The organism is Glaciihabitans sp. INWT7 (assembly GCF_014217685.1).
Classification (GTDB): Bacteria; Actinomycetota; Actinomycetes; order Actinomycetales; family Microbacteriaceae; genus Lacisediminihabitans.
In genome coordinates, this window is the sequence record NZ_CP043653.1 from 2,216,293 (window position 1) to 2,231,028 (window position 14,736).

13 protein-coding genes are annotated in these 14,736 nt (G+C 67.2%); 1 reads left to right on the forward strand and 12 read right to left on the reverse strand.

The window, feature by feature from the left end:
• Positions 1–130: 130 nt before the first annotated feature.
• The 7 genes from F1C58_RS10810 to F1C58_RS10840 all read right to left on the reverse strand — a co-directional run bounded on the left by F1C58_RS10810 (position 131) and on the right by F1C58_RS10840 (position 6,827).
• The gene (locus tag F1C58_RS10810) at positions 131–901 is read right to left on the reverse strand and encodes a membrane protein insertase YidC (protein WP_185201116.1); all 771 of its coding nucleotides are present in this window, start codon (positions 899–901) and stop codon (positions 131–133) included.
• A gap of 74 nt (positions 902–975) precedes the next feature.
• The gene (locus F1C58_RS10815; protein ID WP_185201117.1) at positions 976–1,317 is read right to left on the reverse strand and encodes a hypothetical protein; all 342 of its coding nucleotides are present in this window, start codon (positions 1,315–1,317) and stop codon (positions 976–978) included.
• A 129-nt stretch (positions 1,318–1,446) separates the two neighbouring features.
• Positions 1,447–2,085, reverse strand: a complete 639-nt coding sequence (locus F1C58_RS10820) for a PadR family transcriptional regulator (protein WP_185201118.1) — start codon at positions 2,083–2,085, stop codon at positions 1,447–1,449.
• A 213-nt stretch (positions 2,086–2,298) separates the two neighbouring features.
• Positions 2,299–3,852 carry an ABC-F family ATP-binding cassette domain-containing protein gene (locus tag F1C58_RS10825; protein ID WP_185201119.1) on the reverse strand — a complete coding sequence of 518 codons (1,554 nt, stop codon included), beginning with the start codon at positions 3,850–3,852 and terminating at the stop codon, positions 2,299–2,301.
• A gap of 141 nt (positions 3,853–3,993) precedes the next feature.
• Positions 3,994–4,218 (reverse strand): putative quinol monooxygenase, encoded by a 225-nt coding sequence (locus F1C58_RS17100; RefSeq protein ID WP_370543646.1) that lies wholly within the window; start codon positions 4,216–4,218, stop codon positions 3,994–3,996.
• Positions 4,219–4,324: 106 nt separating this feature from the next.
• The gene (gene gatB, locus F1C58_RS10835; protein WP_185201121.1) at positions 4,325–5,824 is read right to left on the reverse strand and encodes an Asp-tRNA(Asn)/Glu-tRNA(Gln) amidotransferase subunit GatB; all 1,500 of its coding nucleotides are present in this window, start codon (positions 5,822–5,824) and stop codon (positions 4,325–4,327) included.
• A complete protein-coding gene (locus F1C58_RS10840) occupies positions 5,817–6,827 on the reverse strand; it encodes a DMT family transporter (RefSeq protein ID WP_185201122.1) in 1,011 nt (336 codons plus the stop codon). Before F1C58_RS10840 ends, gatB begins: the two co-directional genes overlap by 8 nt.
• A gap of 38 nt (positions 6,828–6,865) precedes the next feature.
• On the opposite strand from F1C58_RS10840, the gene F1C58_RS10845 reads away from it, so the two are divergent.
• A complete protein-coding gene (locus F1C58_RS10845) occupies positions 6,866–7,429 on the forward strand; it encodes a CGNR zinc finger domain-containing protein (protein WP_185201123.1) in 564 nt (187 codons plus the stop codon).
• A 30-nt stretch (positions 7,430–7,459) separates the two neighbouring features.
• Here F1C58_RS10845 and gatA read toward each other — a convergent pair whose 3' ends face one another.
• The 5 genes from gatA to mnmA form a co-directional block, all read right to left on the reverse strand.
• Entirely contained in the window at positions 7,460–8,989 is a 1,530-nt protein-coding gene (gene gatA / locus F1C58_RS10850; RefSeq protein ID WP_185201124.1) for an Asp-tRNA(Asn)/Glu-tRNA(Gln) amidotransferase subunit GatA, read from the reverse strand.
• Complete coding sequence (gatC, locus tag F1C58_RS10855; RefSeq protein ID WP_185201125.1) at positions 8,989–9,312, reverse strand: Asp-tRNA(Asn)/Glu-tRNA(Gln) amidotransferase subunit GatC; 324 nt, start codon at positions 9,310–9,312, stop codon at positions 8,989–8,991. The genes gatA and gatC overlap by 1 nt, the downstream gene beginning before the upstream one ends.
• Before the next feature lie 89 nt (positions 9,313–9,401).
• Positions 9,402–10,859: an alpha/beta hydrolase gene (locus F1C58_RS10860; RefSeq protein ID WP_185201126.1), complete on the reverse strand. Its 1,458-nt coding sequence runs from the start codon at positions 10,857–10,859 to the stop codon at positions 9,402–9,404.
• Between the two features lie 149 nt (positions 10,860–11,008).
• Positions 11,009–13,288, reverse strand: a complete 2,280-nt coding sequence (gene ligA / locus F1C58_RS10865) for an NAD-dependent DNA ligase LigA (protein WP_370543647.1) — start codon at positions 13,286–13,288, stop codon at positions 11,009–11,011.
• A gap of 208 nt (positions 13,289–13,496) precedes the next feature.
• Positions 13,497–14,606, reverse strand: a complete 1,110-nt coding sequence (gene mnmA / locus F1C58_RS10870; protein WP_185201127.1) for a tRNA 2-thiouridine(34) synthase MnmA — start codon at positions 14,604–14,606, stop codon at positions 13,497–13,499.
• Positions 14,607–14,736: the final 130 nt, after the last annotated feature.

A 14,736-nucleotide genomic window follows, 5' to 3' on the forward strand; every position in this document is an offset into this window, starting at 1 on the left:
CGCTGCCGCTCGGGCATCCTTACGAAACCTCTACGAGATCCTCACGGCGAGGCTCGGCGAGGCCGTCAGACAGGCGAGGCCGTCAGACAGCCGAGGCGGCCCGGCGGGCTTCGCCGAGCCGCGGCCGTCGTCAGCTCATCGCGGGAGCAAGAGGCGAATCCTCTTCCCCGTCCCGCCAATAGCGGCGCCGCAGGAGCGCCCGTTCGCCGAGGGTCCACGCGGTCGTCGCCGAGAGATAGATCGTGGCAGCGAGGGGAACGAATGCCGCGAAGACGATGGTGAGGAACGGCATCCAACTGAGAACCCGCACGATCGTGGCAGCCGACTCCGGCGCATCCGGATTCGGAAGGGTGAGCCGCAGTGCGACTCTCCGGGACAGCCAGGCGACGCCGGCCATCATCGCGAAGAGCACGAGGTAGACGGCGATGCCGGCAGCCCCGGTCGTGGCGAGGTGCACGAAGGTGGTGCCGAGCGGCACCCCGAACAGACGCTCGGTCAGGAGCGCATTCGGGTGCCCGTCCACGGTGGTGCGGATGAAGAGGGCGTAGACGAGAGAGAGAACCGGCGCCTGTGCGAGGGCGGGCAGGAACCCCGCGAATTGCGAGGTGTTCTCTGCCTTGTACAGCGCCGCCGTCTTCTGTTGAAGCAGCAGCGGATCCTTCTTGTGTCGCCGTTGCAGGGCGAGGATCTGTGGGTGGAGGCGACGGCGAGTGCCCTCGGCCTTCACCTGCGAGACGCCGACCGGGATGAGCAGCGTGCGCACGATCGCGGTGAGCAGGATGATGGCGAGGGTGGCGCTGGCCGCGCCGGCGAGCGGAGACACGAGGGTCGCGAGACCCTCGACGAGGGAGTAGGCCAGGTCGAGAAGAGTGGCTATGGGGGCAAAGGAAAAGAGGTCCACGATAAGAGTCCTTGCAGTCGAAACGGATGCGTGACCGAGAGTGGCCACGCGGCATCCGCTTGCGCGGGGCTCTGCTAGGTGGCCGGGATCGGCTGCGAGGGCGCCCTGGTACGCGGGCGGCCGGGGGTGGTCGGATGCTGCGGGGCGGGCCTGCCGAGGGCGACCGAGCGCCGCGCCTGCGCTCGCGCGCCGACCGTCATCTCTGAGGATCCCACGAGCACGAGGGAATAGCCGATTGCTGCTGCACTCGCCACCGTCACAGCGGCGATGCCGAGAACGGTCAGCGAACCGTGGCTGCCATCCGATACCGCGTAAGACACGAGCAGAAGCGCCGCGAATCCGCCCGGAAGCATGGCCGCAAGGGCATTCAGAAGCCGGGTCGCGACCGCGACTGGCTGCGCCTTCGACGTACTCACCCGGCAACCGTACCCCGCCGAGTGGCCGGAGACCATACTCCGCCGGGCGTAGTCGCCCCGGCGCGAACGCACCGAAGGCCGGATCCCACCGCAGTGGGACCCGGCCTTCGGGGTGATCGCGTTCTGTTGTCAGTCCGCCAGGATCAGATAGAGGGCGCGGCGCGCCTCATCCAGCTTCTCGATCGCGGCCGCGCGTTGGGCGTCCGTCGCCGAGTGACGGAACTGCTGGGCTACGCCCATCAGCTTTCCGACGCTCTCGAAGAAGGCGCCAGCCTGTTCGGAGCGACCGGGGGTCGCCTCCCACGCCTTGGCGAAGTCATCCGCATGCTCACTGACGTAGGTCTTGCCGGCGTCGGTGAGTTCGAATTCGGTCTTGCGACCGTCGCCGACGGAGACGATGAGGTCCTCGTCGACGAGCTGCTGCAGCGTGGGATACACCGAGCCGGGGCTCGGGCGCCAGGCACCACTGGTCTTGTCGGCGATCGCCTTGATCAGGCCATAGCCGTTGGACGGGCCCTCGGCCAGCAGGGAGAGGATGACAGAGCGCACATCGCCCTTGCCTGCCCTGCGCGGACCGCGAGGACCGAAGCCCGGTCCGCCGAACCCGGAGCCGAAGCCCGGTCCGCCGAAGCCCGGTCCGCCGAAGCCCCCGAATCCGGGGCCGCGACCGCGGCCTTCGCCGGAACCGGCGGATTCGTGATTGAACCGAATGGGGTGATGGTCGGAGTTGCGGAAGTTTCTGTTGTGAATATCGTGATTGCGTTTCATGATCGCATGTCCTTTCGTTCGCCCAGCTACGTGATACTTTGCTGAGCCATCGCAGAGTTTCTGCGATGGCTCAAAGATATATCGTTGACTATCGCAATGCAAGTCCCATTCCTGGCAATGTGTTGAGTGTGGACGGCGCGACCCTCGAGCTCGTTGTGAGTCACCCCCCTCTCGCGTTGACGAACGCCCGCCCCCTCGCCAGCCGCTCCATCGTCACGACCCCCCGGACCCGTCGATCCGCGAGAGATGGCCACCCTGCTCCATCCGGTACCAGGCGTCGACACCGAGCCGACGGAGGAAATCCAGGTCGTGGCTGACAACGAGCACCGCCCCACGAAACCCCTGCAGCGCATCCACCAGCTGCGTGACGCTCTGGACATCCAGGTTGTTGGTCGGCTCGTCGAGCACGAGGAGACGGGGCGGCGGGTCCGCGAGTAGCAGCCTCGCCAGAGCGACGCGAAAGCGCTCACCCCCCGACAGGGTCGCGATGGTGCGCCCGACCGAGTCGCCACGGAACAGGAAGCGAGCGAGCCGATTGCGGAGTTCTCCGTCGGTGACCGTGCCGCTGCGCACGCTCTCGAGCACCGTCGCAGAGTCGTCCAGACCGCCGAGACGCTGACTGAGGTAGCCGACCCGATCGCCGCTGTCCCGCACGATCGCCTCGAGCAGCGTCGTCTTGCCGACGCCATTCGGCCCGATGATCGCCACCCGCTCCGGCCCCTGGATGATCACGCCACGAAACTCGGCGATCCGGCGCGACGCCGGCACTCCCGGGTCGGGGAGGTCGATGTGGATGGATGCATCGTGCCGCACCCGATCGGACGCCGCATCCAGGGCCTCCCGAGCCCCGAGCACCCGGTCATCGGCCGCTCCGCGGAGCTTGCCCGCCGATGCCTCCCCCGCAGAACGGCGGGCGTTGAACAGGATCTTCGGCATGCTCCCGCGATCCTTCTCCCCCGACCGGGCGCTGCGAGCGATCTTCGTCTCGGCCTCCATGCGCTGCCGCTTCTCCACCCGAACCGCCTGCTCCGCGGCCCGTTCGGCCTGTCGAGCGGCGGCCTGCTCCCGCTCCACGCGCTCGAGATAGCTGCTGTAAGGGCCGCCGAAAATCCCGAGTTGTCCTTCTCTCAGCTCGGCCGTGTCGTCCATCAGCTCGAGCAGGGTTATGTCGTGGCTCACGACGATCAGGGTGCCACGCCATCCGCGCACCAGGCCCGCCAAGCGCTCGCGGGCGCCGCTGTCGAGGTTGTTCGTCGGCTCGTCGAGCAGCACCATGGGAGTGCCGGCAAGCCGCAACCCTGCGATCGCGACGAGCATCGCCTCTCCACCCGAGAGCGAACCGACCGTGCGATCGAGGCTGACGGTGAGACCGGCATCGCGAAGCGCCTGGGCGGCTTCGATCTCGATATCCCACCTCTCGCCCAGTTCCTCGAATCGCTGTGACGAAACGTCACCGCCCTCTATAGCGCGCAGGGCGTCCACCTGCCGGCGCACGCCGAGCAGCTCGGCCACGCTGCTGTCGACCTGGAGTGGCACATCCTGGGCAAGACAGCCGACGGCTCCGGATGTCGCGATGGTGCCAGAGGTCGGCACGAGAGCGCCGGAGATCAGCTTGAGAAGCGTGGACTTGCCGGAGCCGTTGAGCCCGACGAGCCCGGTGCGTCCGCTACCGAAGGCGGCGGAGATGCCCCGGAGGGCGACGGCCCCGTCGGGCCAGGTCAGCCCGACTTCGCTGAGGACGATGGATGAAGAAGATTGCGCAGACATGCGGCTCCCGAGTGGTCAGTGACTGCACTGACTCCGGCGTCGCGAATGCGGCGGGTCGTCAGCGCCTGGACGCGGGAGCGATCTTCAACGGAATTGTTCCTTCGGTGGGGAGTACTTCAGTCTCTCAGGATGACCGAGCACTCACAAGACGGTGGTCAAAACCGTGAGTACCGGCGGGCCGGCGAGAATCGTGCCCAGGTTCGATGCTCCATCGCCCGCGCGCCAGGCACGGTACGCGGCATCGGCCTCGAGGGATTCCCACCGTTCGAGCACCACGATGTGAAGCGGGTTCGCCACATCGACGAGTACTTCGACACCCTCGTTGCCGGCAAACGCCCGCGTCGCGGCGAGCACCTCGTGGATCACCTCGTGCGCGACATCGGCCGACTCGGGGGCGATGGACAGGTCGAGTGTTGCGGTGACGGGTATTCCCGTGGCTCCAGTCTGTTCGGTTCGGCTTCGGTGTTTTCCGCTATTGCTTGGCGCGCTCCAGCACGAGTTCGCGCACGCGGGCGGCATCCGCCGTGCCCTTCATCGCCTTCATCACCGCACCGATCACAGCGCCGGCGGCCTGCACCTTGCCGTCGCGGATCTTCTCGAGCACGTCGGGCTGGGCCGCGAGAGCCTCGTCGATCGCAGCGATGAGGGCACCGTCATCCGACACCACCTTGAGGCCGCGCGATTCGACGACCGCGGCGGGGGAACCTTCGCCGGCGATGACGCCTTCGAGTACCTGGCGCGCCAGGCGGTCGGTGAGTTCGCCGTCTTCGATGAGGGCGATCAGCTCGCTGACATGCAGTGGCGAGACGAGGGACGACGCGTCCACGTCTGCGGCGTTGGCCAGGCGCGCGATCTCGCCGGTCCACCACTTGCGGGCCTGCGCGGCAGACGCACCGGCAGCCGTGGTCTCCTCGATCTCGACGAGAAGGCCGGAGTTCGCGACATCCTGGAACTCCAGGTCGGTGAATCCCCAGGCCTCCTTGAGCCGACGGCGACGGACGGCCGGTGCCTCGGGCAATGCGGCGCGCAGCTCCTCGATGAGTTCGAGCGACGGCTCGACCGGGAGGAGGTCGGGCTCGGGAAAGTAGCGGTAATCGTCGGCGTCGCTCTTGGGCCGGCCGGCGGACGTCACGCCGGTGTCCTCGTGCCAGTGGCGGGTCTCCTGGATGATCGTGCCACCGTCGGCGAGGATCGCCGCCTGACGCTGGATCTCATAGCGGATGGCGCGCTCGACGCTTCGCAGGGAGTTGACATTCTTTGTCTCGGTGCGAGTGCCGAGCGTGCCGGACCCGCGCGGGGAGAGCGAGATGTTCGCGTCGCAACGAAGGTTGCCGCGCTCCATCTTGGCGTCGCTGATCCCGAGGGAGCGCACGATGTCGCGGATGGTCGAGACGTAGGCCTTGGCGAGCTCCGGGGCATCCCGCTCTGCGCCGTAGATGATGTTGGTGACGATCTCGACCAGGGGCACTCCGGCGCGGTTGTAATCGACGAGCGAGTACTCCGCGCCCTGGATGCGCCCGGTGGCGCCTCCGACGTGCGTGAGCTTTCCGGCGTCTTCTTCCATGTGCGCACGCTCGATGGGGATCTGGAAGGTTCGGCCATCTTCGAGCTCCACTTCGACGCTGCCATCGAAGGCGATCGGCTCGTCGAACTGGCTGATCTGGTAGTTCTTCGCCAGGTCGGGGTAGAAGTAGTTCTTGCGCGCGAAGCGGCTCGAGGGGCGGATGCTGCACCCCAGGGCAAGCCCGAGGCTGATCGAGTACTTCACCGCCTGCTCGTTCACCACCGGGAGGCTGCCCGGAAGTCCGAGGTCCACGGGCGTGACGTTCGTGTTCGGCTCGCCGCCGAAGAAGTTCGGCGCATCGCTGAACATCTTGGTCTTCGTGTTCAGTTCGACGTGCACCTCGAAACCGAGCACCGGCTCGAAGAGCTCGATCGCACGGTCGTAGTCCATCAGTTCAGCTTTAGCCACCAGACGATTCTACGGGCGTGGCGAGGGGAGGATCTTCGGACGGCGAAGGCTCAACGACCGGCTCGGTATTCGCGCCTGCTTCGAGCATCGTCGCGGCACCCCTCTTCTCGGCGCGGACGAAGGCGATGCCGGCCAGGATGAGAGCTCCCCCGATCAACTGCGGCACCGTGAGGTCCTCCCCCAGCAGGATCCACGCGTAGAGCGCTGCCGCGATGACCTCGAGCAGGCCGGCGAAGGATGCCAGCCGGGAGCCGAGCATCTCGGTGGCGGTGATGCTGCTGGCGTAAGCCACTGCCGTGGCGAATACGCCGACGACGATCAGAGGCACCCACCAGCTCACTGTCGTGCCGAGCAGATGCACCGTCGTGAACGTCGCCGCGAAGGGAACGAGACCGGTGAGGCCAGCGATCCCGAGCACAAGGCCGCCGAGCACGAGCCCGCTCGCCGCGAGCGCGACCGGTGGAAGGCCGTCGCTCGGCCGTGCCGCGACCACGTAATAGATCGCGCACCCCACCGTCGCGAGCGTGGCGAAGCCGAGCCCCACCAGGTCGAAACCGCCTCCGCCTCGCGGCGAGACGACGAGAACGAGGCCCGCGACCGCCACGACCGAGCCGATGAGAACGACGACAGAGGGCATCCGCCGACTGGTCACCCAGACGAACCCGACCAGCAGCAGCGGCGCCATGTATTCGATGAGGATCGCGGTGTTCACGGGAATCCGCTGCAGCGCGGCGAAGTAGACCAGTTGAGTGCCGGCCACGCCGATGAGCCCCATCGCCACGATGCGCCAACGGGCGCGCCAGAGCACTACCCAGCTGCCTCGGAGCGAGAACAGGGCGAGCGGCGCGAGCACGAGTCCGCCGATGAGCGCCCTTGCCGTCACCGCGGCCGCAGGGCTCCAGCCCGCCTCGAGAAGGGGCTTGATGAATGCCCCCGACATTCCGAAGGTCGCGGCGGCGATCACGGCGATGACCAGGCCGAGCGAGGTGGACGAAGGCTTCATTCTGCTGACGGTAGTCTGGGGGAAAGTAAGGAGTCAAATTGCTTGTTGCCCCTGACACCGTGGAGACTCTCGAGTTCACCGTCGCGTTGGCGAACACGCATCCGCTCGCCTCCCGAAGCGGGTCGGACGAGCTCACCACAACCGGTGATCTCGACGCGATTCTCGCCCGTTTCCGCTACTCCGGCCGCATCGATCACGACGAGGCGGAGCGCGCCCAGGTCGCGCTCACGCGGCAGCGGCTGCGAGCCATCTGGGACCTCGGGCGAGACGGCGCCGTCACCGAGGTGAACGCGATGCTGGCGGAAGCGGACGCCCTGCCCCAACTCACCCGGCACGACGAATCGGGATGGCATTGGCACGCGACGGCAGCCGATGCTCCCCTTGCCGAGCGCATGCGGGTCGAGGTCGCCCTCGCCCTGGCCGATGTCATCCGCATGGACGCCATGGACCGGCTCCGCACCTGCGACGCACCCGACTGCTCCGGAGTGCTCGTGGACCTCTCACGCAACGGGTCGAAACGGTACTGCAGCGTGCGCTGCGGCAACCGGATGAACATGGTCGCGTTCCGCGAGCGCTCCGCCGACGGGATCTCGAGCCGGTGACGACTCCGCGAGCGGTACTGCCGCCCAGCGCTAGCGCGTGGCCAGCTCCGGTGCCTGGCTGATCAGCGTGCCGCCCCAGCTGTCTTCGAGCAACGCTTCGATGACGGCACCGTGCTCGTAGAGCCGAGCATCCGCGCGTGCCGGCGCCATGAGCTGGAGCCCGGTGGGCAGCCCGTCCTCCGGGGCGAGCCCCATCGGCAGTCCCATGCCGGGGATGCCCGCGAGGTTCGCCGGGATGGTCGTCACGTCGTTCAGATACATCGCGAGCGGATCGTCGATCTTCTCGCCGATCCGGAACGCGGTGGTCGGCGCTGCCGGACTGATCAGGATGTCCGCCTTCTCGAAAGCCGCGGCGAAGTCGCGCTGGATGAGCGTGCGCACCTTCTGCGCGCTGCCGTAGTAGGCGTCGTAATAGCCCGCGCTGAGGGCATAGGTGCCGAGGATGATGCGGCGCTTGACCTCCGGACCGAAACCGGCCTCCCGGGTCGCGGCCATCACATCCTCGACAGTCCCTCCCCCCACAGGGTTCACTCGGAGGCCGAATCGCACAGAATCGAATTTCGCGAGGTTGCTCGACGCCTCGGCCGGAAGGATCAGGTAGTAGGCGGCGACGGCGTACTCGAAGTTCGGGGCGCTGACCTCGACGATCTCTGCTCCGTTGGAGGCGAGCAGGTCGAGGGTCTCGTGGAACCGCTGGCTGACCCCGGCCTGGAAGCCCGGTGCGTCGAGCTCCTTCACCACGCCGACGCGCACACCGTTGAGGTTGCGCTTCAGCTGTCCGGCTTTCGCGGCCGCCGCGAAGCTCGGCCATTCGTCCCGCAGAGAGGTGGAATCCCGTGGATCGTGACCACCGATCACGTCGTGCAGCAACGCGGCGTCGAGAACCGTGCGGGAGACGGGACCCACCTGATCGAGCGAGCTCGCCAGCGCGATGGCGCCATACCGGCTCACCCCGCCATACGTGGGCTTGACCCCGACCGATCCCGTGACCGCCGCGGGTTGGCGGATCGAGCCACCCGTGTCCGAGCCGAGTGCAAGCGGTGCTTCGAACGCGGCTACTGCCGCCGCGCTGCCTCCGCCCGATCCGCCGGGGATGCGATCCAGGTCCCAGGGGTTATGGGTCACGCCATACGCCGAGAACTCGGTCGAAGATCCCATGGCGAATTCGTCCATGTTCGTCTTGCCGAGCGGCACGAGGAAGGCTTCGCGGAGCTTGCGCACCACCGTGGCGTCGTAGGGAGGTATCCAACCCTCGAGGATCTTGCTGCCCGCGGTGGAGGGCATGTCCAGCGTGCAGAGCACGTCCTTGATGGCGATCGGGATGCCGGCGAGCGGCGGAAGCCGGTCACCGCTGCGGCGCAGCACATCGACGCCCTCCGCGGTGTCGATGGCGTCCTTCGAGACATGGAGGAAGGCGTGCACATCGCCATCGACCGCGGCGATGCGGTCGAGGTGTGCCCTGGTCACCTCGACGCTCGAGACCTCGCGCGCCTGGAGGAGTTCGCTCAGCGAGGCCGCGCTGAGGCGGGTGAGATCGGCGGTGCCGTCGACATGGGACATTACTGCTCCTCCCCCAGGATTGCAGAGACTTTGAACCGGCTTCCGTCGTGCTCCGGGGCGCCGCTGAGGGCTTCCTCCTGCGAGAGCGTCTCGCCAATCACGTCGGGGCGGAACACATTGGTGAGCGGAATCGGATGACTCGTGGCCGGAACATCCGCCGTCGCGACCTCGGAGACCTTCGCGATGGAGTCGATGATCACGCCCAGTTCGCCGGTGAGCTTCTCGATCTCGGCTGGTGTGAGCGCGATGCGGGCGAGGTTGGCGAGATGAGCGACCTGATCGGTGGTGATGCGGCCGTCGGACTCAGCAGGATTTTCAGACATGGAACTCCGTGCGTTGGATCGCTTGGGGGGACACCCGATTCTATTCGCACCGGCGTCAACGTCGATCCGTTCCGGCAGACGGGCGCCGCTCAGCGACCGTCCGCGAGCGTGCGGGCCGCATCCTCCGGGGAACCGGTGGAGACCAGGGCGCCCTGGTCGAGTCCGATCAGCGCAAGGTTGCGCATCGCCGTGGTGCCGGTGTCGAAGTACCCGAGGTGGCCAACCGCGGCGGCGAGCGGCTTGTGCGTTATCGGATCGGTCTCGGCCGCGACATCCATCTTTCTCGCGCCGAAGCTGGGCGCGCCGGGGTCGCTGCCGTAGAAGGCGGTGTTCACGATCGGGTCCCAGGCCGCTTCGCCGACGAAGACGTTGCCCTTGGTCACCGCAAGGGCCGAAGCCGACTGAGCGGCAGACCCGGGGGAACCGATGATGGCGAGCGCATCGACGGACATGCCGCCCTTCGCGAGTTCCATCATCGCGGCGGTGGACCCGTAGGAGTGTGTCACCAGACTGACAAAGGGCGGCGTATCCGCCCGTGCCGCGCGGAGCCCCTGGATGGCGTGCCCGAGAAAACTGGCGCCGCTCTGTGCTCGATCCAGCGAGGCGATGTCGAGCACGCCCGGTGTCTGGTAGCCGATCCAGGCCACGGTGGCGGCGGTCTTCCCGACCAGTGCGGGATCGCCGGTCGACAGGGTCTTCAACCACCCGGCCTGCTGCGTCTGCAGGTCTTGGGCGATCACGGTCCAGTCGTACATCTGCCCCTGCACGGTGAAGAACATGCCGGGCACGAGATAACTCACGTAGTCCGCGGTGCTGAGGTCGCCAACAACCACGGCGGCTCGCACCTCGCCCGACGTGTCGAGCGTGAGTAGCTGTCGTTTCGATTCGCTTTTCGTGCGCTGCAGGGTCTTCTTCACCTGCTCCAGGATGTCGAGGTGATGGCGCTTCTCGACGAGCTTCGCGCGCCCCGCACCGGTCGCGATCGATGCCTCGAGCTGGGCGACCGAGCGGGTGAGGGTGAGACGGTTGGCCCGGTCGCGCACGGCGAAGGGCACTCCGTCCAGATTGCCGACCACCTCGGGCGCTTGTGTCGAGAGGGTCTTCTTCCCCGACGTCGGCAGGGATCCCCACCAGGCCGCCACAGAACTGGCGCGCGGCGGACTCACCAGCAGTTTCTGCACCGCCGAGGGGTTGCGGGAGACGAAGGCCGCAATATCCGACCCGGAAAGCACCGTCAGTCGGTCGAGGGTCTCGCTGCCACTGCTTCGGGGAAGAAGGGAGGGGTCGACGGGCGTCGAGAGGGTGCTCGCTTGGGTCACATCCGAGGGCCGGGGGCCGCCAGAAGACAGCATGCCCGCACCGGAGCCGACCGGGGAGAACAGCCCTCCGAACAGCGACTGATCCTGGGCCGACGGGTCGACCGACACCACGATCGCGGAGATCTGGCGGCTGATTTCGTGTACGCCGAATGCCTCTGCTACCCCACCGAGCGCGCCGGAGGGCGAGAGGACTGCTGCAACGTCGAACAGCAAAAGGTCTGTATCCAATCGTTGGATCCGGCATTCGGGGGAACACCGTGAGCAACGGGAATCTGTTTCTACCCCCAATAGTAGGGTCGAATATGCCTCTGACCTAGGTTTTTGCTGAGCGGCACCAGATAGTCACGCGGTGTTTACACGCGAGACTATCTCGGGAATCAGCCGTTAAGCGCGTCCGGACCGAATTCGAGAAGTACGGCGAACTGGGCTGCATCGATGATACGAAGGCCCAGTTCCTCGGCTTTCGTCAATTTGGAGCCGGCTCCGGGGCCCGCAGCAACGAAATCCGTCTTCTTGGAGACGCTCGACGCCGCCTTGCCGCCGGCCGCGATGATCGCTTCGAGGGCCCCCTCGCGGGTGAACCCTTCCAGACTCCCTGTCGCGACGACGGTGATGCCAGAGAGCGGCCCTCCGGCGGCAACCGCTGCACCCGGGCCGGCGTGACCGGGGATGCTCAACTGCACTCCGGCATCCGCCCACCGGTCGATGATCTCGACATGCCAGTCGACGGAGAACCAGTCGATCAGGGCGTCGGCGATGATGCCGCCCACCCCGTCTACCGCCGCGAGCTCCTCCCGGCTCGCCGCCCGGATGGCCGCGATGGAACCGAAATACGCGGCCAGCGCACGAGCGGCGACGGGCCCGACATGGCGGATGCTCAGTGCCACGAGGATGCGCCAGAGGTCCTTGGTCTTTGCGAGCTCGAGCTCGGAGAGAAACTTCTCGGCGGCCGAGGATGGCACGGAGTCCTCATCGCCGGCGAAATCGGTCGCCTGGGGATCGAAGGGTGCATCGGCCCCCTTCCCCGACTTCTTGCGCCTCTTGCGATAGGGCGTCTCGGTGCGCTCCGATCCGTCGGGATCGAGTTTGACGAGGCCGGTCTCGTGGTCCCGCACCCGCACGGTGATCGGAAAGATGTCGCGGAGGGTGAGAGAGAACAGCCCGGCCTCGGTGATCAGCGGCGGATCGACGGGAACGTCGGGCTGGGTCAGAGCGGAGGCACCGACCTCACCGAGACCCTCGATGTCGAGCGCACCCCGGCTGCCGACGTGCTCCACGCGACCGCGGACCTGGGCGGGACAACTGCGGGCGTTGGGACACCGGAGGTCGACATCCCCCTCCTTCGCCGGGGCGAGCAGGGTTCCACACTCCGGGCAATTCGTCGGCATCACGAACTCCCGCTCGGTGCCGTCGCGGAGTTCGACGACCGGGCCGAGCACTTCGGGAATCACGTCGCCCGCCTTGCGCAGCACTACGGTGTCCCCGATGAGCACGCCTTTGGCCTTCACGACATCCTGGTTGTGCAGGGTGGCCTGGCGCACCTCGCTGCCCGCCACCCGCACCTTCTCCATCACGGCGAAGGGAGTGACGCGGCCGGTGCGCCCGACACTCACCACGATGTCCAGGAGTTTGGTGTTGACCTGCTCCGGCGGATACTTGTACGCGATCGCCCAGCGTGGCGCCCGGCTCGTCGCGCCGAGTTCGTCGTGCAGCTCGAGTTCATCGACTTTGATCACGATGCCGTCGATCTCGTGCTCGACGCTGCCTCGGTGTTCGCCGAAATACTCGATGAACTCGGCGGCATCCGCTGCCGACGTCACCACCCGGAAGTGCGTGCTGGTCGGCAGACCCCATTGGCTGAGCAGACCGTAGGTCGCCGACTGGGAGTCGACGGGCGGATTCGCCCACGCACCGATGCCGTGCACGAGCATGCTCAGACGCCCGAGCCTCTTGTGCATCCGCTCGAGTTGCACGGGAGTCTTGTTCTCGGCGACCTGGCGCAGGCTTCCGGATGCCGCATTACGCGCGTTCGCGAACACGCGCTCCCCCGCTGCGACCTGATCGGCGTTGAGCTGCTCGAAGATCTCGGACTCGAAGAAGACCTCACCGCGCACTTCGACGATCGGCGGATGACCGCTGCCTGCGAGCTTCGTCGGTATCACCTTCACGAAGGCGATGTTCTCGGTCACGTCTTCGCCGACCACTCCGTCGCCGCGGGTCGCCGCCGTGACGAGCACGCCGTGTTCATAGCGGAGGTTGATGGCCAGCCCGTCGATTTTGAGCTCACACAGGTAGTCGATGTGGCGGCCGGCATTGCGCTCGACCTTTGCGGCCCACTCGGCGAATTCCTCGAGAGAGAAGACGTTGTCGAGGCTCAGCATCCGCTCGGCATGGCGCACGGGGGCGAAGAGCGTCGAATCGGCGCGACCCCCCACGGTCTGGGTCGGAGAGTCCTGGCTCTGCAACTCGGGAAACAGGCGCTCGAGCTCTTCGAGCCGATGAAGCATCCGATCGTATTCCTCGTCGGCCACGAGCACTTCGTCGCGCTCGTAGTAGGCATCGCGCAACTCGAGCACTCGCGTCGTCAGCTCTCCGGCCTCCACCCCGGCCTGCTCGAGGGTGAGATCTTCCGCGGTGTCTTTCTCCAGGTTCGCCACCGCTTCAGCTTAGGTTCGACCGCCGACCTCCCGCACTCCCGGTGCCGCCGCCTGCCCGAGCACGCGGCATCCGTCCCCCGAGTGGTGCGCATCATTCAGGAAGGTGTGATGCGGATGATGCGGGAGCCCCCTTGCGGGACCCCGCCCAGTCACTCCTGCCCCGTCAGCCCCGCACCTTCCTGAATGATGAAAGGGCAGAACGGGGGAATCAGCGGGCGGGCAGGGGAACCGCGGACACCGTGCGGTCGATGGTGCACTGGCCAAGGACGCGGGTGCCGAGGTAGAGCACGGCGGTCTGGCCGGGCGCGACACCGTTGAGAGGCACATCCGGACGGATGACGAGCTCGCCATCCCGAAGCACGGCAACGGCCGGCACCGGGTCGGCGTGGGCACGGATCTGCACGTGGCAGGCGAACTCGGTGAACGGATCGGCCGGGGCGAGCCCCGCCCAGCTGAACTTGCCCCCGGCGACCTCGGCGAGATCGAGGGCCTCCTTCGGGCCGACGACCACCGTGTTGCTCGACGGCCGCACCTCGAGCACGAACCGGGGACGGCCGTCCGGTGAGGGCACACCGAGGTGCAAACCCTTGCGCTGGCCGACGGTGAAGGCCGCAGCCCCCTCGTGACTGCCGACCACGGAACCATCCCGCTCCAGGATGACGCCCTCCTCGGCTCCCACGCGATCCGCGAGCCAGCCGCGGGTGTCGCCGTCGGGGATGAAACAGATGTCATGGCTGTCGGGCTTCGTCGCGACGCTGAACCCGCGCTCTGCGGCCTCCGCGCGCACCTCAGCCTTCGACGGCGTCGCACCGAGAGGGAACATGCTGTGCGCGAGCTGCTCCGCGGTGAGCACCCCGAGCACGTAGGACTGGTCCTTCGCCCAGGCCGCGGCCCGGTGCAGTTCGCGATTGCCCTCGTCGTCGGTGAGGATCGTCGCGTAATGCCCCGTGGCGACCGCGTCGAAGCCGAGGTCGAGCGCCTTCTCGAGCACGGCCGCGAACTTGATGCGCTCGTTGCAGCGCATGCAGGGGTTGGGGGTGCGTCCGGCCGAGTATTCGGCCACGAAGTCGTCCACGACGTCGAGAGCGAAACGCTCCGAGAAATCCCAGACGTAGTAGGGGATGCCGATGATGTTGGCCGCCCGCTGGGCGTCCATCGAGTCCTCGATGGTGCAGCATCCGCGGGCCCCTGTGCGCAACGTGCCTGGCATGCGGCTGAGCGCCAGATGCACGCCGACCACCTCGTGACCGGCCTCGACGGCGCGCGCGGCCGCGACGGCGGAGTCCACTCCGCCACTCATCGCCGCCAGTACCTTCATGACTTCCAGTGTAGGCGCGGCTCCCCTCGTCATAACTCCGGCAGATCGCCGGCGGCCGAGCAGGGGTTGCCCGAAACCCGGGAGCCGCCGAAACCTGCCCGGCAGATTGCAGGAGTTATGCAGGATGGCG